The following is a 17,689-nucleotide window of genomic DNA, read 5'->3' as shown; positions in this document are numbered from 1 at the left end:
ACAGAAAATGCCAAAACTAGGATCCAAGAAAGTTGTCGAAGTTGAAGGAACAGAATTTACGCTGCAGCACCCGGGAACTCGGGCATATACCCAGATCCAAGACCGGATTCAGCGCGAAGGCGGTATGATGTCTTCTGAAAAATTGTCGGAAGAAATTTTCAAGCACGTCATCGTGGAACCAAAAGTGGACTTTGAGTACTTCGACGAAAACGATGGATACGAAGAGGTCATTACAGAAGCCATGAACTTTCTTAGGACTGGAAAGTAACGGGGAAGATCCGTCCTGGTACAAAGCGAAAGTGAAGAAGGACTGGGTGTTCTGGCGGCCAATCGTCGCCAAGGTGCTCACCTATTCCGAAGCGATAGAAATGAGCCAGCACCAGCTGCTCGAAGTGAATGCGGCCATTGATCTGCAGATTGAAAAAGATAACGCGGCAAATCGCTAAACGGCAACAAAAATACATAACAGAAGGGAGGGGAAAACCATTACTTTACGAGATTTGGCGGTCGGCATAGCGGCCAATCCGTCTCCCCTGCAGGATGTTGTGAAGCAGATGGGCAATTTGGGCGGGGCGACCAGCGAAGCCCAAAAAGAAATGAACAAGATGAGCAAGACCATCGACATGACGAACCGGGGCATGATCAAGGAGTCCCAAGCGTTTAATAAGCAGATGAATCAGCAGAGCGCTGTCATTCGCCAGTTGGCCAAGCAGACTGGCACAAGTGCCCAACGGATGGCCGCCGATTGGCAGGACATGAGTACAGATATGCGGAAATCGCTCATCAAAAACAACAACGAGATGCGGAAATACCGCTCGGAAATTCTGGAAGTCGAGAACAGCATGCAGAAGCTCGGTTCACAGATGGGCCATTACACGGGCACGACCAATGAATTCATGGATGAAATCGGCAAGCTCGGAAAAGCGCATAAGAAAGCGACCGATCAAATGATCAATAATAACGTCGGCATGCGCCGCGGATTAGTTCAGACGGTCGCAACACTGAGCGCCATGAGCGGGCAGAGCGAGAAGATCAGCAAGAACTATGATCAGATGGGCAATGCCATTTATCGGGTCAACAATCCGTTGCTGAAAGTGACCGGCGGCTTTGAGAAGATGGCGCGTGAAGGGAACGCTGCGTTTGTTGCGCTGAAACAGCTCGGACCGAACGCGAGCATGAAGGACCTGCAGGACCGGATTGCGCTTATCAATCGGGGGATCATGCGGATGCAGGCAGTGGCAGTTGTAGCTGCTGTTGCGTGGGTTGGGTTCACTGCGATTATGGCGAATGCGGCGCTTGGGCCAGATGTCCAAGAGAACCTTGCGGCGCAGGCAGAAGCATGGGCTGAATATGAGAAGGAACTGAAGAAACGGACGGATGAAATCTATAATACCTTCAGTCTTTTCGAGCAGGTAACAATTGATGCGACGAATCCGCGGCGGCTGTTTTTGAATCTGCAGCAGCAAGTGAAAGTCATGCGTGGCTGGCAGGAAAACCTAGGGAAACTTGCAGCCAAGGGATTGGATAAAGGGTTTATTCAGGAACTGCGGAAAATGGGTCCTGCAGCTGCCGGCGAAATTGCGGCACTCACGCAGATGAGCGATGAAGGATTGACGAAATACGTCGCCATGTGGAAAGAAAAACATGCGCTTGCTCGCACATCCGCAGAAACGGAATTGGAGGGTCTCCGGAAAGTAACAGACCAGAAAGTGAAAGCCCTGCAGGATTCCCTTACACCGCTCGGACTTGCATGGGAGGACTTTAAAGCGACGTGGGCCGATGCACTCGCGCCGTTTGTCGAGTTCTGGGGATTACTCGCCTCGTATGTAGTGAAAGCTGGTACGAAGATTGGTGAATTAGTCCAGAAACTGAATGACATCAGCCCATGGATCACGAAGATCGGCGGCATGTTCCTTTACCTGGTCACGACGTTCACGTTGCTGTTGTCGCCTTTGGCAATAGGCATTGGATTGTTCGGAGGAATTAAGGCTGCATTTTCGGCTGTTTTCCTGATTATTGGCCCATTAGTAACCGGCCTCGGCGCGATGATGGGGACGGTCTTACTCGTATCAGCTGCAGTCATTGGATTTGCTGCAGCTCTCTATCTCTTATGGACGCGCTCTGAAACATTCCGAAACGCAGTCATTTCCGGATGGGAAGCGATTAAGTCGAAAGCCCGTGAAGTATGGGGATTCCTCGAACCTTTTATCAATCAGGCGATCGGTGCGGTCGTTTCGTTCGGTCAGGAAAAACTCGCGCAGTTGCGGGCATTCTGGGATTCTGAAGGCCAACAAATCCTTAAGGCAGGAAAGAATGTTTGGAACTTCATCAGTGGTTTGATTAAGGGTGTGCTCAATGCCATCTGGGCGGTTATGAAATTCATTTGGCCGGCCGTGCTTGCGTTGATCAAATCCGTCTGGAAAAACATCAAAGGCGTCATCGATGGTGCGCTGGATGTCATCATGGGTCTCGTGAAAGTTTTCTCTGGGCTCTTTACAGGCGACTTCGGCAAAATGTGGGAAGGCATCAAGCAAATCTTCTTCGGCGCGATTAAATTTATCTGGAACTTCATTCAATTGCAGATGTTCGGGAAAATTCTCAGTGCCGGGAAATTGTTTTTCACTGGATTCAAAGGGATCATCACAACTCTTTGGTCTACCGCCTCGAGTCTCTTTAAGTCAGGCGTCAGCAAAGTGAAAAACTTTGCCGTCACCGGATTCACTCGAATGCGGACGCTACTCGATGATATCATGACAAAATTGAAGGACGGCATTTCCACGACCTTCGGGAAAATCGTCGACGCAGCGAAGGCCCTGCCGAAAAAAATCGGCGACGGTATCAAGGCAATGGGCGGCAAAGCATGGGACGGCATCAAGTCGTTTGGAACCAAGTTGAAGCAAGGATTTGCCCAGATCATCAACGGGGCAACCGGCGGAATCAACTGGGTGATGGGTAAACTAGGAATTGATTTTGCTATCCCGCCATGGACACCGTCGGTCAGCGGCGTAGCTATGGCACACGCCGGGCCAGGAGGGCCGCAACAATATGCCCGCGGCACGAACTTCCATCCTGGCGGCCCGGCTATCTTGGGCGACGGCGGCATGAATGAACTGTTCAGAACACCGCAGGGCTTGGTCGGGCTGTCGCCGGCGACAGATACGCTCATGAACTTGCCGAAAGGAACACAAGTGCTGTCCGGGCCGGACACGCAAAAGGTCTTCAACAACTTCTATCCGGCCTATGAGTCCGGCAACATGATCGGCGATGCTATCCGGACCGGCGCCAGCTGGCTGAAGGATAAATCGACCAGCGTTTTGGAAGGTGCGAAAAATGTCGTCGGTAAGGTGAAGGACTTCGGACTGGATGTCTGGAGCTACATCTCGAATCCGTCCAAGTTGATGAGCAAAGCGCTCGAACTGTTCGGTTTTGGTTTCCCGTCCAACATCGGCGGGGCATTCGGCGAGATGGGCCGTGGAGCACTGTCTCTCGTGAAAGAAAAAGTGATCGGTTTTGTGAAAAACAAAATCGCGAACATGCTGCCGGCCGGTGGCAATTTCGGCGGCTTCACGATGACGAGCGGTTTCGGCCCGAGACGCTCACCGGGCGGCATCGGTTCGACCATGCACCGAGGCGTTGACTTCGCCGCACCGATTGGCACGCCGATTCCGTCGCAGACCAGCGGCATCGTCAAATACGCGGGCTACCATGGCCTGCGCGGGAATTACGTCAAGGTCGGAACGGGTCCGTTCGACTATATCTACCAGCACAACAGCCGGAACCTGGTCTCTACGGGAGACACGGTCCGCAAAGGGCAGATCATCGGGCTCGTCGGTTCAACGGGGGCCAGCACAGGCCCTCACTTGCACTACGAAATCCGGAAGAACGGTCGTGCGATTAACCCGAACAGCTTTCCGGGCTTTGCAACAGGCACGAACGGCCCGCTTCAGCGCTCACAGTGGGCGTGGGTCGGTGAACGTGGCCCCGAGCTCATGCACCTGAGAAAAGGCACGGAAGTATTTAGCCATCAGGACAGCGTGGCGATGACGGCCGGCGGCTATGAACCAGCTGTTCCGGCACCTGTCGGCGGAAGCGGTCACTTCAACCCGGAAATCAACATCACCATCCAAGGCAATGCGGATGAGGGTACCGTCGACAAGATGAAACAAATGATTCGCGAAGAAATGGAAGAACAGTACGCGAAATTTAACCGCAGAATGCTCTTTAATCGGGAGGGATGAGAATGGAGCTGAATGGCAAAGCACGGCTGGAGGGCTACGAAATTCATGTAAGCAGCGAGGACTATGCCCATGACGGCGAAGTGACGAGTCACAAAACCGAAAACGGGCTGACCATGAACGATCATGTGTCGAGTGAGCCCCAAGTCGTTTCACTGTCTGGCCTTCTCGTCCGTCCCACTGAAGAGCGGGTGCAGACGCTGATCAACAAGATTCTGGACTGGAAAAAGAACGGCACGAAGCTGCAGTACGAAGGTCGGCAGATCGTGCAGAACGTGCTGATTGAAAGCTTCAAATTCGCTGCTGATAAATCCACGGCCAATGGCTACAGCTTTAGCATGACGCTGAAGCAGGTGCGGATTGCGGAAGTGGAATACACACCGCCGACCAAACCGGTTACAAATGCCGGTCAGAAACAGACGCAGAACAAGAATGAATCAGCCGTCTATCACATTGTGAAGGCCGGCGATACGTTCTGGGAATTATCCCGGCAATATGGGGTGAGTGTGCAGAAACTGCAGTCATGGAATACGTACCCGGCAAGGGCAATTCCAATCGGCGTAAAACTGAGAGTCGGGTGATACGAGATGCGATTTGAGTACTTACCAATCGAAAAAGAAAACATTCCATACCGTTTCGACATTGCATTGCCAATCGAGATTTACACGTTCGAGGTCCGATACAATGAAACGTATGATTTTTTTACAATCGATTTGTTTAAAGGCGACGAAACGCTTGTCCTTGGCGAGAAGATTGTCTACGGCGTGCCGCTTTTTCGAGACGTGTATGATCGGCGGTTCCCGGCACCGACCATCGTGCCGCTTGACGAATCCGGGAATGAACAGCACGTCACCTATAAGAATTTAGGCGAAACAGTCTTTCTGGTGGTGATGAACCGGTGAATTTGTTCGGCCGATATGCAGAAATCCATTGCGCGGGCATGACACTGACGAGTGAGGGACTGGATATTGATTTCCGCGTCCCTTTCGACAGTGATGTGGAGCCAAATGAATCTGAGCTGTCGATTTACAATCTGACGGACGATACAATCAATCGATTCAAGCAAAAAAAGAAACTGGTCTTAAATGCTGGCTATAAAGGTGACATCGGCGTTGTGCTGTCTGGCTATATTTCTAAGACGAAAACAGTCCGGCAGGGTGTCGATAAAGTGACGACGCTGTATGTCCTGGACTCACAACCGCTGGATACACAGAAGACCCTCAGTAAAGCGTACAAAAAGAACATCAAAGCTTCGCAGGTCATTGCCGATTTGCTGTCTATTCTCAATTTGGATGCGACTGTGCGACTTGCATGGGATAAGACGTATGCGAAGGGTTATACCATAGACGGGGAGATTGTCGAAGCGCTGTCTAGTTTAGCGAAAGAGTGCGGCGTCACCTTTTACATGAGCAAGGGCAAGGCGTTCGTCAGCGGGATCCACAGTGGAGAGACGAGCAAATTTACGCTGAGCGAAGAAAGCGGGCTAATCGGTACGCCAGCGCCGTTTGAAGAAGAAAGCCTTTCCGGGTACAGTGTGCAATCCCTGCTGCAGCACCGGCTATCGACCGCGAATGCTGTTACGCTGAAATCTGCTGCGGCAAACGGGAAATTTTATGTCTACCGGGGGATGCACAGTTGGACCGGCAGCCAGTTCACGACTGAACTGGATCTGATTTATTAGGAGGTGCAGCGGTGAGTGAAGACATGTCGTTTTTCCGGAAGTTTAAGCAGGATATTCTGCTTTCCATCAATACGTCCATGCCGGCGAAAGTGATCAGTTACGATAAAGCCCAGCGGGAAGCGAAGGTGCAGCCGCTGTATAAGTCAAAAGAAAAAGGCCGGGAACCGGTGACATTACCTGTATTAGAAAGCGTGCCGGTGCTCTTCCAGCGCTTTGAAGTGGATGGAGTGGAGCGGGAATACCTGCCGGTCATTCGGGCGGGGGATATCGTGCTCCTCAGTTTCTCGCAGCGCGAATTGGATGATGCGCTGACCGGTCAGCCGGCTTACCCGAGCCCGAACCGGCTTTTCCCACTAACCGGCGCGGTCATAGTAGGGGTGATTACATGAAAACATTGAAATTGGATGAAACCGGTGACCTGGCACTCGATAAAGCGGATCTGGTTTTCGTTGATGAAGTCGAAGAGGTCCGTCAGTCGCTGTATCTGGCAATGGCGACGAATAAACGGGAATGGTTCCTGCATCCGGATTTCGGGCTGGACTTTAAAGCGATCATCGGCAAGCCGACCGACAGTCAGATTCGGGCGGCAATCATTGCGACGATCAGCCAGGAAGAACGAGTGGAACTCATTGAGGATCTGCAAATCAAGCAAGATCGGCAGGCACGCAAGCTGTCGGTCTTTTTTCGTGTCCGAATCCGCGGTGGCGAAACGATTGAGGGGGAGGTGTCACTGAATGCTCGATAAATTTGGATACCGCCGAAAGACATATGATGAAATTCTAATGGAAATCGAGAACAAAGCCCGGGAGCTATTCGGAGAAAGCATCCAGCTCGGCAAAAAGTCCGTGCTTGGAATCCTCCTGATGATCATGGCGTGGTTTTTGTCCCTCGTCTGGAAGGACAATGAAGACGTCTACTATTCCGCATATGTCGGAACAGCGACAGACAAGAACCTGGACCGGCTTTTGCCGTATGGCGGAATCCGGCGGAATCCGGCGCGATACGCAATTGGAACAATCACGATCAGTGGAACGGCCGGATTCGAAGTACCAGCTGGCTTTGTCGTTGCAACTGAAGCGGATGTGTTTTTTGAAACAACAGAGAGCGTGGTGCTGGATGGAGTGGGGAACGGAACTGCGCCGATTCAGGCGCAAGTGACCGGCCGCTCCGGGAATGTAGCAACTGGCGCTATTTTGGTGATTGTAAACCCGAGCGCCAACATCCATACAGTGACGAATCCGGAGCCGACCACAGGCGGCCGGGAGCGGGAGACCGACCAGGAACTGCGGGAACGATTCGGACTGACGGTCGAAGGGCTCGGTGCCGCTACACTGCCAGCCATTCGTTCAAAGCTGCTGAAGGTGCCGGACGTCCGGGCGGCAGCTGTTATCGAAAATAACTTAGCTGTCACAGATTCAGAAGGCCGGCCGCCCCACAGCTTTCAAGCGTATGTGCTTGGAGGGGCTGACCAGGAGATTGCGGAGATCATCTTCAACTCCAAGGCAGGCGGCATCCGTCCGTTTGGTGACGTGCTGGTCCAAGTGGAGGACGATGCCGGCCATGTTCACGACGTCGCTTTTTCGCGTGCGGAAGAAATCTTGGTCCGAGTTCGTTTAAGCATCACCAAAAACACGTCATTTCCCGTAGATGGCGGCGCGCGAATTCGACAGACGCTGATCCAGTTCGTCGGCGGGGAAGATGCGGGAGGCGCGCTCTATGCCGGCTTGAATATGGGAGAAGATGTGATTTATTCGAAGCTCATTGCGCAGATTTTTAAAGTGCCAGGTATCGAAGATATCACATTGTCGCTGTCTACAGATGGGATGAATTATGCGGAAGGCAATATCGCTATTTCAAGCCGGCAGGTAGCACAGACGGCTGACGATTTCATTGAGGTGACCATCAATGTATAAAACCATTGATATTCTGAAAAAATTCACGGATGTCTTCAATAAAGATTCCAACAGCAATTTAGGAAAAATCATTCAGATTTTTTCGCAGCAGCTGCAGGACTTGGAAACGACGAATATCCGAATCAAGGAATGGCGGTTGATCGATAATGCGGAAGGCGTGGCGCTCGACCTGATCGGCGAGAACATTCAGCAGCCGCGCGGGATCGCGACGGATGAAGTTTACCGGGTTTTATTAAAATCCAAAATCGCCCGCAACCTGTCGACGAGTGACATCAATACGATCATCCGTGTGCTGTCACTGGCGTTGGACGCCGATCCGTCGACGATCCGTATTCAAGAGAAGTGGAACGACCCGACTGAGCCGGAACCGGCGGCCATCAAAGTGATTGAAGTGCCACTCGCCAAGATCAATGAATCCGGTCTGGCACCCGAGCAGTTCGTGAAGATCATCCAGAAGACCGTGGCAGCGGGTGTTAAAGTCGCATCGATCGAGCTGACCGGTACCTTTGAATTCGGCGGGTTGCCGATGGAAACGGATGCGGCAGCAGGCTTTTCCGATGTTGACGGCACAACAGGCGGTTACTTCGGTGCGGCATTCGAGCCATCAAGTGATCAAGAACTGCCGATTTAGAGAGGAGGAACTTAGATGCCATTTCAACAACCGCTAATAGGCTGGGGAGCTGTCGGAATCGAGCCACCTCAATCCTTAAAAGATGCGGGCTGGCAAGCACAACAGAAGCCGCCAGCCGAGTATTTCAACTGGACTTTCCGGCTGCTCGATCAAGCGCTGCTCGAACTGCAACAGAACGCTGTTCATTCCGAGCAGGTAGGTGTAGCGAACGGAATCGCTCGCCTGAATGCGGACGGCAAGCCAATCAATGCAGACGGTTCACTTGCCGGTGAAGTTACACAAATTGAGTTTGATGAGCATACAGACGATACCACCGTCCACATCACAGCCACTGAACGAACGGACTGGAATGCGAAGGAAACCCCGGCAGGTGCGCAGGCGAAAGTGAATTCTGCAGTTAATGCACTGGTGAACGGCGCACCTGTCGGGTTGGACACGTTGGTCGAACTGGCGGCTGCTGTTGCGAATGACCCGGATTTTGCAACATCGGTTTCCAATGCCCTTGACGCGAAAGTGGACAAGGTGACAGGAAAGCAGCTCTCGACCGAGGATTATACATCGGCCGAAAAAACAAAGCTTGGCGGGATTGAATCGGGTGCCAATAAGTATGTTCACCCGGCGACGCATGCACCGAGCATCATTGCGCAGGACGTGAATAACCGGTTTGTCTCTGACACGGAAAAGAACAACTGGAACGCGAAGGAGACACCGGCGGGTGCGCAAGAGAAAGCTAATCAGGCAGAAGCGGACGCCATCAACTGGGCGAAGGAACTTGGGCTCGGCGCTATTGCGAAAAGTGTTGCCGATGCAAACGATGCGCGAGCCGGAGGGTTCTATTACGTTACCAATGCCGGATTAAATGCCCCGAACGGAGAAACCGCGGCCATCATTGTCATACAGGGAAGTAACTATGGCCAGCTTGCCTTGGCAGCCTCCGGACGCATGTTTTCCCGTATTTACACATCAGCTGGCTGGTCAGCATGGGCTGAGCGGGAGACGACCTCCGGGGCGCAGGCGAAGGCGGATGCAGCCGCATCCAAAGGTACGAACGACGCGAAGACATGGACGCGGAGCTTCGGCTTTGGGGATAATTCGAAGGGACAGGTCCCCGCGAATGCCGACCTGAATACCATCGTTGCAAGCGGATTCTACCGTCTGCAAAGTGGTCATGCAAACCAACCCAGCGCCGCCGCTAACTTCGGTCAGATGCTTGTCCTTCACGGACAATCCGATACCATTACTCAGCTTGTCTCTGAACACAGCACTGGAAAACTCTACACCCGTTCCGGCAACCCGCCCCAAGTCGGCGGGAGCGGGACGTGGGGCGCATGGACCGAGCTGGAGACGACCGCCGGCGCGCAGGCGAAGGTTAATGCGCATGCCGAGAATACGATTCAGCACATCAATTCCGATGAGCGAACTGCTTGGAACGAGAAGGTAACAGGTGTTGGTACTGGGAAAATCACGGTTTCAGCGACTGCGCCGACTGCACCTGGTGAAGGCGATATTTGGATTGAGGTGTAAGCCGTGGCACGGATAAAAGTGAACAAGGCAGGCGTTTTGACGGCGGTCAAAGGGATTCATGTTTTCCAAAATGGCGCATGGGCATTGAAGAAAATCGGGAGAGTGTTTAAGGGCGGAGTGTGGCAGGACTTCATCACTTATCTCTTAAAAGTGTATAGTGGGGCGAATTCTGCATATACTTTCGAAGTCATGAATAGGACTGCTTCCACTACCGGCGTGTCCACGTCCAACGATCACAGCACTGTAGCCAGTAGCATCTACAACCGTGTCAACACGACAGCGCTGAGCGACGGCAGTGCCTCTTACGGGAACATAACGTCAGTTACAGCGGACAGCATCGACCTGACAAATTACACGACGGCCGAATTTGATGTCGAAGTCACTGTGTATGATGGCAATGGCGTTTCGATGTACACAGGCTATGGACTGACGTATCTTCAGATAATCAATCATACAGACAACGCCGCTGCCGCGGAAGTGAACTTCGGCCTTCACGAAGCCCGAGGGGTTAAGACGGTGGACATTTCCGCGTTATCGGGGCTTTACCGCATCGGATTCAGAACGTATCTGGGGGATGCTGCCGGAAAAGACCGGAAGACGACCATTTATGGCATCACACTCAAATAAGGGCACTAACCAAAGGGGGACAGACACATGCTGACCTATCTGGAATACCACAAGGACGCAAGACACGTCATTCAAATTCATGATACAGAGGTGGCGGCGAGAAGCGGGAACTACTTGATCGCAAAGTCGGAAGTGCCTGAGCACGTCCCGGGATATGAATACGAGCACACAATCACTGTACATGTAGTAAATAATGAAGGGATTGTCACTGAATCTTCTTCTATCCGCAACAATCCACAAGCGGCTCGTTTACTCGAGGAGAACGCAGCTTTAAAGCGAATGAACATGAATGATACGGAGAAATACGCAAAGTTAGACAAGATTTCAACGCCAATCGCCGAACTGAAGGACGCCCGTATCTTAAAGTTGAAGGAAGAATGCACGGCCGCCATTTATGCTGGCTTTACATCGGGGACGAATGAGTTCGGCTTTAATGAAAAAGACCAGGCAAACTTTACACAGCAGCTGCTGCTGATTGTGAGCGGCGATACCGCGGACATTCGCTGGAAAACGAAGAACAACGGCGTGCAGGTGTTCACCGTGCCTGAATTCCAGCAGGTCATTAACGATGCGACGGCGCACAAAGTCACGCAGCAGGAGAAATATTGGCAGCTGGAGGCGCAGGTATTGGCCGCGACATTGAACGCCGAAGTTGATGCTATAATCTGGTGAGGGAGTGATGCGTATGGAGCCAGGTACATTGGTTTTCGTCAGAGGGACATCGCTGTTGGCTCGGCTGATCCGTTTTTTTGATAAAGGGGAATTTTCTCATGTGGCGATCCTGCTCGATAACGGCAATGTGCTCGACAGCCAGTATCCGGATGGGGTGAAAGAACGCCCATTCCGATTCAGTAATTACGAGTTGGTGCCTGTGCCGTTGGACATGGAGATCGCATGGAAATTCGTCGGCTACGAATACGATTACGGGCAGTTCTTTTGGTACCTGTTCCGATGGGGGAAGATCTGGAACACGCCGGACCAGTTTATCTGTTCGGAGCTGATTGCCCATGCTATGCATAAACCGTCGTGGACGGGGATGACGCCGAATGAACTGTATAAAGCCGTTACTGAACTTGTCGAATAAAAAGGATTCCTCCCTCTTTTGTCGAAATATGGATATAGAGAGGGGGGGAATCAATGAAAATGAAAATTATAATGAACAGCGGGAAAGAATACGCAACAAGTAAATTTAAAAGCATGGACGAGTTTTTGGAAAAGATGCATGGCGGTGGAGCTACAGTTAATTACCTGTCTGTTGATAAAGAAAAAAAGATTTGGATTGATAGCAATAAGGTTTCTTCGTTTGAAATACTCGACGAATCTTGATTGATATCACTAAATAAACCAGAACGCCCTCACCGGCGTTCTTTTTTATGCAAAAATCCAAGGCGCTCCAGCGCTCTTTTTATATACCGAAAAAAGAGAGAAGTCACTGTTGAAAGGGGGAAGAGGATGCCGAACAAAGGGGATGATCTTTCCATGTTTGAAACGGTCAATACGCACGATGATTTAATCAATAAAAACATTCTGCCGCGTCTGGAAGCGGTCGAAAGTGGCCAGTTGGAAATCAAAAAGGAAATGCAGACGATCAAATCTGAAGTCACGGAAATCCGCCATGCACAGGACAGTCTTAAAGTTACGGTCATGGAAGACGGACACCGAACTAGGAAGATGCTGGAACAGTTCACCGAGCATTTTTTGGAAATGGACAGACGGGAATTCGACAGCAAGGAACGGGTGACGATGCAGCGGTTGAGCACCGGCGAAAAGGTGTCACTGGCTGCCGTCAGCGCACTCGGTGGGGGTGGATTGATCGCCGCGGTCACTGCAGCAATCGAATTGTTCCTTAAATAGGAGAGGAGGAGGAAAACCATGAAACAGAAAACAAAAGATTTGGTGGAGCAGGTGGTCGCGGTCCTATCCGCGCTTCTGTTCTTTTTTGTGTCGATCGGTGTGACGTATGACTGGTTTACGATGGATTCCATCAACGCATTTGGTGTGCTACTCGGTGCGGTGATTGTGCTGGCGGTCAATCTTAAAGGGATTTTGAGCAACCATTTCCCGAAGTGGGCCGCGTTCCGAAAGGCGAACGAGAAAAAAGTACGCTATTTGGAAGATAAAGGAATCGAATTTGAAGAAGTGGAAGAACCAGCGGTCGTCGTACCGAAGGACAAAGACAGTTTTGATCTGTAAAGAGAGGGAGTGTAAAGTATGGCACGAGTATCAGTATTCGAGTTGATGCGCCGGTCGGAAGAAAACATGGGCGCGGTTAACGGTAAAGTAAAAGCCCTCGTCATGGAACTGATCAAACAGGCGTACCACGAAGGCATAGAAGTGCAGATTACGTCCGGCTATCGTTCAGCGGCCGAGCAGAACCGCTTGTATGCACAAGGACGAACGGCTCCCGGAAACATCGTCACGAATGCGCGGGCCGGTCAGTCGGTCCACAACTACGGCTATGCTGTGGATTATGTCATTGTGTCGGAGGATGGCAATCAAGCGATCTGGAGCGTGACAGACGAGTGGCGGCGGGTGGCAGCCATCGCAAAAGAGCTCGGATTCCAGTGGGGCGGCGACTGGACCTCGTTTAAAGATTATCCGCATATCGACATCGGCGGGCTCTCCTGGCAGCAGCTGGCGTCCGGAAAGCGCCCGAAGGTTCCGGCGGTACCGGAGCGAAATTACCTCGGCATCGGTGACAGTGGCGGCCGTGTCGAAGCGCTGCAGAAGTACCTGAACATGGTCGGCATCAAATGTGGCATAGACGGGGATTATGGGCCTGCGACTGAAGCGGCTGTGAAAGAGTTCCAGCGGAAGCGCGCCCTCACAGTGGATGGTTTTTATGGCCCGGGAAGTTTGGCGGAAATGAATGAGGCACTGGACGAATTGAAAGCGCCGGCTCCGGAAGTCAAAACGGCAGCGAAGGAGGAACCAGAAGTGGAAAAGGAAGAACAATACCAGAAGGACGCACAGCCGTCACCACGGTTCAAGGAAGCGCATGAATGGGTGACCGAGAAAAAGATTAGCGATGGCACTTATCCCAAACGTCCCGTCACACGCGAAGAACTGTGGGCGATGCTTTATCGAATTCACAGTTAAAAGTAAGAATCGAGTATGAGTATTGTGAAAGCCCTCTGCCTTAATCGGCAGAGGGCTTTTTGCGTTCTATATTGAAGATGCAGTGATTTTTATTTTCTCAAAATGTTGTTTATGAAAGAACGGTATGTTTATAATCAAAGGAAGATGCCGATAAATGAGTGGGGGGATAGGGTGAGTATAGCTTTAGTTGACTTTAAGCCTTTAGTTGAACTGATCATACATACGAACACCCTTCACCATAAGCATTCTAGACAGTGGTTAAATGACTTGCAGGACGTTTATAACCTAAAGAGAAGCCAAGTGAAAAATATCTGTCTCTCTTCAACGGACTCTGAAGAAGATAATAAAGTCACTCTCGATACCCATTTCCTTCAGTATATGAATAGTTACTGTGAAGGGCTGATTCCAGTCTTATACGAACCAGCCTATGATTTCTTTGGTTTAGACTTTGATATAAGTATTCGAATTAAAGATCCTGACTCTCGAGTAGCAAAGCTAATGCACTATATGAAAGACAAAGAAGAAAAAGGTGCTATGAGTATCAAAAAATGCCTAAATGACTTATTTGGGTTAAGGGTATGGATTGATGGTTTTGACCATAGCGAAGCTGCAATCGATCATATTAAAAATCTGGTTCAGATAGAGCCTTTCCGGATTTATAATGCTTCGAAAGGGGAATATAAAGCAACACACGCCTATTTCTCGAACGGTAATAATAAATATTTCCCTTGGGAATTACAGATTTGGAATCCTGAAGATACTCAAAGTAACATATGTTCGCATTCTATACACAAACAAGGTTATACTAAGTGGGTAGAGGATTATAAGCAGATGCCGCTCATAGAGGAGGTTAAGAAAGATGTATAAACATTTCATCGCTATTACTAGCCTTTATTCAAAGGGAATCCGCTTTGCTTGGCATTATAGTGCTGAAAAAGTGGACTCAACCTTAATTCAAGAATTTCTCGGGCAATTAAAGAGAAAAAACGGCGACATCAAACTGGGAATCCATAAATTGACTACTGAATCGCCTGAATGGGAATCGGTTGTTAAATCAGATTCCTATTTCAAGGACTTATTGGTCACAAACGATAAAGATAGATTTATTGAACTGATTAGCGCTGAACAAACCCTCAGTGCCGTAGATGTAGCTAAGTTTATTTTAACTATTAGTCCGATGAGCCCTTTGAAACTGCAAAAGATACTGTACTTGTCTTACGAGAAGCTCTTGAAAGCAACAGGCGTGCCAATGTTCAAAGATCCTATTTACGCTTGGAAACATGGTCCTGTTGTAGAATCTGTTTATGATGCTTTCAAGAGTTACGGCTCTCATCTTATTCCCTACGAAGAAGATGATAGCATTATTATGAATTCCGCCGATATGACGATCAGCCCTTCTTTTATGCGGATTTTTTCATCCGAACACGGCCCGCTAACCATCAAGATGATTCATTCTGTAATCGAGGAGTACGGAAGTCTTTCTGCTTGGGACTTAGTAGAGCTTACTCATGAGCCAGGGAAGCCTTGGGCTAAAGTTTACAAACCGGGTGCAAACAAACTCATTACAGATGATATAATTTCGGCCTATTCTTAAATAAAGGTCCTTCACTAAAAATAGTGAAGGGCTTTTTATTTGTCGAAAAACAAGAAGTTTTGTCGAATGTCCAGAAACAGCAAATAATCCACACTGCCTCTGAATCCAATATGCTACTTTTAAGAAGTAATACATAAGATAAAGAGGGAGGAAAAGTTTTTGAAGAAACTTATCGCAGTTTTGGTTGTAACGCTCTCGCTCGGCGGCGTATTCACGTCACCCGCAATCGCAGCTGGTTTTCCCGATGTGGATCCAAGCGACAGATTTTACGATGAAATCATGTACCTGACAGGGGAGACGATTATCAATGGTTTTCCGGACGGGACATTCCAGCCGAAAGGGGATGTCACCCGAGCTCAAGCAGCTATCATGATTGGACGTGCGCTTGGATTCAGCGGGACGCAGCAAGATACCAAATTTCCTGACGTTGACGCCGATGTGAAAGCAAGTGGTTATATTGATGCCCTCGCAGACGTAGGTATTATCAATGGCTATCCTGACGGCACATTCCGTCCAGGTGATGTCGTAACACGCGCAGAAATGGCGATTTTCCTGCATCGCGCATTTGTTGACGGATCCGCAGTGGATGGAACAGAGAACTTCAGTGATGTTGCTTCCGGCATGCGCTCCTACGAGGCGATTGCTGATCTGCGAACGCTCGGCGTAGCAGGTGGTTACCCAGACGGAACATTCCGCCCGGATGTGGAACTGACACGCGAGCAATTCGCAGCATTCATGGCTCGTGCGGTCAACCCAGAAGTATTCGCCCTCCCGGTGACAGAGGGTGAAGTCGAAGTGACATTTTTGGAAGTAGGCCAAGGGGATGCTATCCTGATCGAGTATCCGAACGGCGAAGTGGCATTGGTTGATGCAGGCCGGTACGGTACTGTTATTGACGCAGCTCTCCAAGCTGTCGGCGTAACGCAGATTGATACATTCATCGCTACGCACCCGGACGCTGATCACATTGGCGGCGCGGCGTATGTCATCAATAACTACGGCGTAACTCACGTAGTTGATAGCGGGCAGGTCCATACAACGGAAGTATTTGCGGACTACCTGGCTGCTGTCGAAGCATCCGGCGCGACATTCCAAGTGGCTGAAGTCGGAGACGATGTGTCAGATGATGCTTCAGTTGAAGCGGAAGTGCTTGCCGTGAATGATGCAGCTTCAGATTTCAATGAAGGCTCGATTGTAATCATGCTGACACATGGGCTGAATGATTTCCTTTTAACAGGGGATGCGGAAGCATCAACCGAAGCGGAACTTGTGGCGAATTACAATCTGGATGCCGAAGTGCTGAAAGTCGGCCATCATGGTTCCGACTCGAGCACGACTCAAGCGTTTGTGGACGAAGTGGATCCACTTCTTGCGGTGATCTCTGTAGGTGAGAACTCATATGGCCATCCTACGCAGACTGTCGTGAACCGGCTGCTGAATTCCGGCGCTGAAGTCATCAGCACAATGGACGGAACAGTGATTGTGGAAAGTGACGGAACTTCCCTCTATGTCACGCAGCTTGAATCGCCGACTGATGGAGGCGTAACGCCGCCACCGCCTAAACCGCCAGTTGACGAGACGACGTACGCACCGCAAATCGTCGGCAAGAATCTGGAGTCGGAAACCGTAACCATTCAGAATACAGGCTCTGTCGATGTCGATATGACAGGGTGGATGCTTGTGAGTGTTGAAGGAAATCAAGTCTACACATTCCCGGCAGGCTATATTTTAAGAGCTGGCTACAGTGTAAACATCAATTCTGGCCGCAGTTCTATCCACAATCCGCCGAGTGACTTGGAATGGTCCGACGCGTATATCTGGAATAACACTGGTGATGAAGCGGAACTTTATGATTCATCCGGTGTCCTTATCTCAGAGCGTCCATAAAGGAGTAGCGACATGAAAAGCGGAAAATACACAGTTGATTCCATCCAAGATGGAATTGTGAAGCTGCTTTACAGACCGGACGAATCGATAGAAGAAATCATTCCGATCGAGGAATTTCCTTTTGAAGTGCCGGAGGGACTGATCATTGAAGTGCGCGTTAAGGATGGAGAGGCTTTCCTAGAGCCGCTTTATTATGAGACGATGAAAGTCGAGCAGCGCATGAAGGCGAAAATGGATGAACTGAAAAAGCGAAAATGAGTAAGACCCTCTGCCATTTAAGGTAGAGGGTTTTTGCGTTCATTTTAGAAATAGGCACACTTTCGGCACATGGCATGATACAGACATAAAAAAAGGACCGGAATGTGCCCAAGCACTCCCGGTTTCCTTTGTCTCAAAACACTGATACATCAATGTTTTGAACGATATTTCATTGATGATTCCTACTGGGTTCGAACCAGCGACCTCTACCCTGTCAAGGTAGCGCTCTCCCAGCTGAGC

At 50.3% G+C, this 17,689-nt stretch carries 23 protein-coding genes; 22 read left to right on the top strand and 1 reads right to left on the bottom strand.

Annotated features, from left to right (window positions below):
* Positions 1-7 precede the first annotated feature (7 nt).
* The 22 genes from CCE92_RS00605 (at position 8) to CCE92_RS00505 (ending at position 17,449) form a co-directional block, all read left to right on the top strand.
* Positions 8-268, top strand: coding sequence for a hypothetical protein (locus CCE92_RS00605; protein ID WP_088005603.1), 261 nt, complete (start codon positions 8-10; stop codon positions 266-268).
* 46 nt (positions 269-314) lie between these two features.
* Entirely contained in the window at positions 315-446 is a 132-nt protein-coding gene (locus CCE92_RS16285) for a hypothetical protein (RefSeq protein ID WP_277621510.1), read from the top strand.
* Positions 447-554: 108 nt separating this feature from the next.
* Positions 555-4,238, top strand: coding sequence for a peptidoglycan DD-metalloendopeptidase family protein (locus CCE92_RS00600; RefSeq protein WP_162287784.1), 3,684 nt, complete (start codon positions 555-557; stop codon positions 4,236-4,238).
* Between the two features lie 2 nt (positions 4,239-4,240).
* Positions 4,241-4,816: a LysM peptidoglycan-binding domain-containing protein gene (locus CCE92_RS00595; RefSeq protein WP_162287783.1), complete on the top strand. Its 576-nt coding sequence runs from the start codon at positions 4,241-4,243 to the stop codon at positions 4,814-4,816.
* A gap of 6 nt (positions 4,817-4,822) precedes the next feature.
* Positions 4,823-5,137 carry a phage baseplate plug family protein gene (locus CCE92_RS00590; protein WP_088005600.1) on the top strand — a complete coding sequence of 105 codons (315 nt, stop codon included), beginning with the start codon at positions 4,823-4,825 and terminating at the stop codon, positions 5,135-5,137.
* A complete protein-coding gene (locus tag CCE92_RS00585; protein ID WP_088005599.1) occupies positions 5,134-5,916 on the top strand; it encodes a phage protein in 783 nt (260 codons plus the stop codon). The genes CCE92_RS00590 and CCE92_RS00585 overlap by 4 nt, the downstream gene beginning before the upstream one ends.
* A gap of 11 nt (positions 5,917-5,927) precedes the next feature.
* On the top strand, positions 5,928-6,305 hold the full coding sequence (locus tag CCE92_RS00580; protein ID WP_088005598.1) for a Gp138 family membrane-puncturing spike protein: 378 nt from the start codon (positions 5,928-5,930) through the stop codon (positions 6,303-6,305).
* On the top strand, positions 6,302-6,661 hold the full coding sequence (locus CCE92_RS00575) for a contractile injection system sheath initiator (RefSeq protein WP_088005597.1): 360 nt from the start codon (positions 6,302-6,304) through the stop codon (positions 6,659-6,661). Before CCE92_RS00580 ends, CCE92_RS00575 begins: the two co-directional genes overlap by 4 nt.
* Positions 6,651-7,829, top strand: coding sequence for a baseplate J/gp47 family protein (locus CCE92_RS00570; RefSeq protein ID WP_088005596.1), 1,179 nt, complete (start codon positions 6,651-6,653; stop codon positions 7,827-7,829). Before CCE92_RS00575 ends, CCE92_RS00570 begins: the two co-directional genes overlap by 11 nt.
* Complete coding sequence (locus CCE92_RS00565; RefSeq protein ID WP_088005595.1) at positions 7,822-8,460, top strand: hypothetical protein; 639 nt, start codon at positions 7,822-7,824, stop codon at positions 8,458-8,460. The genes CCE92_RS00570 and CCE92_RS00565 overlap by 8 nt, the downstream gene beginning before the upstream one ends.
* Before the next feature lie 15 nt (positions 8,461-8,475).
* On the top strand, positions 8,476-9,984 hold the full coding sequence (locus CCE92_RS00560; RefSeq protein WP_088005594.1) for a pyocin knob domain-containing protein: 1,509 nt from the start codon (positions 8,476-8,478) through the stop codon (positions 9,982-9,984).
* Between the two features lie 3 nt (positions 9,985-9,987).
* Complete coding sequence (locus CCE92_RS00555; RefSeq protein WP_088005593.1) at positions 9,988-10,611, top strand: hypothetical protein; 624 nt, start codon at positions 9,988-9,990, stop codon at positions 10,609-10,611.
* Between the two features lie 27 nt (positions 10,612-10,638).
* Complete coding sequence (locus tag CCE92_RS00550) at positions 10,639-11,283, top strand: DUF4376 domain-containing protein (RefSeq protein ID WP_088005592.1); 645 nt, start codon at positions 10,639-10,641, stop codon at positions 11,281-11,283.
* Between the two features lie 13 nt (positions 11,284-11,296).
* Positions 11,297-11,695, top strand: a complete 399-nt coding sequence (locus CCE92_RS00545; RefSeq protein ID WP_088005591.1) for a C40 family peptidase — start codon at positions 11,297-11,299, stop codon at positions 11,693-11,695.
* A 53-nt stretch (positions 11,696-11,748) separates the two neighbouring features.
* Positions 11,749-11,937 carry a hypothetical protein gene (locus CCE92_RS00540; protein ID WP_088005590.1) on the top strand — a complete coding sequence of 63 codons (189 nt, stop codon included), beginning with the start codon at positions 11,749-11,751 and terminating at the stop codon, positions 11,935-11,937.
* 126 nt (positions 11,938-12,063) lie between these two features.
* Positions 12,064-12,465 (top strand): hypothetical protein, encoded by a 402-nt coding sequence (locus CCE92_RS00535; protein WP_088005589.1) that lies wholly within the window; start codon positions 12,064-12,066, stop codon positions 12,463-12,465.
* Between the two features lie 18 nt (positions 12,466-12,483).
* On the top strand, positions 12,484-12,804 hold the full coding sequence (locus tag CCE92_RS00530; RefSeq protein ID WP_088005588.1) for a hypothetical protein: 321 nt from the start codon (positions 12,484-12,486) through the stop codon (positions 12,802-12,804).
* An 18-nt stretch (positions 12,805-12,822) separates the two neighbouring features.
* A complete protein-coding gene (locus CCE92_RS00525; protein ID WP_088005587.1) occupies positions 12,823-13,710 on the top strand; it encodes a M15 family metallopeptidase in 888 nt (295 codons plus the stop codon).
* A gap of 171 nt (positions 13,711-13,881) precedes the next feature.
* Entirely contained in the window at positions 13,882-14,577 is a 696-nt protein-coding gene (locus CCE92_RS00520) for a nucleotidyltransferase family protein (protein ID WP_162287782.1), read from the top strand.
* Complete coding sequence (locus tag CCE92_RS00515) at positions 14,570-15,304, top strand: Panacea domain-containing protein (RefSeq protein ID WP_088005585.1); 735 nt, start codon at positions 14,570-14,572, stop codon at positions 15,302-15,304. The genes CCE92_RS00520 and CCE92_RS00515 overlap by 8 nt, the downstream gene beginning before the upstream one ends.
* Before the next feature lie 159 nt (positions 15,305-15,463).
* Positions 15,464-17,191, top strand: a complete 1,728-nt coding sequence (locus CCE92_RS00510; protein ID WP_088005584.1) for an S-layer homology domain-containing protein — start codon at positions 15,464-15,466, stop codon at positions 17,189-17,191.
* A 12-nt stretch (positions 17,192-17,203) separates the two neighbouring features.
* Complete coding sequence (locus CCE92_RS00505; protein WP_088005583.1) at positions 17,204-17,449, top strand: DUF3006 family protein; 246 nt, start codon at positions 17,204-17,206, stop codon at positions 17,447-17,449.
* A 39-nt stretch (positions 17,450-17,488) separates the two neighbouring features.
* Here CCE92_RS00505 and CCE92_RS16120 read toward each other — a convergent pair.
* Positions 17,489-17,689 (bottom strand): hypothetical protein (locus tag CCE92_RS16120; protein ID WP_206601385.1); only part of this gene is annotated, 201 nt, incomplete at its 5' end.

Source organism: Indiicoccus explosivorum (assembly GCF_002167005.1).
Classification (GTDB): domain Bacteria; phylum Bacillota; class Bacilli; order Bacillales_A; family Planococcaceae; genus Indiicoccus; species Indiicoccus explosivorum.
The sequence above is the reverse complement of the archived record's forward strand: the minus strand, read 5'-3'. Positions and strand labels throughout refer to the sequence as shown.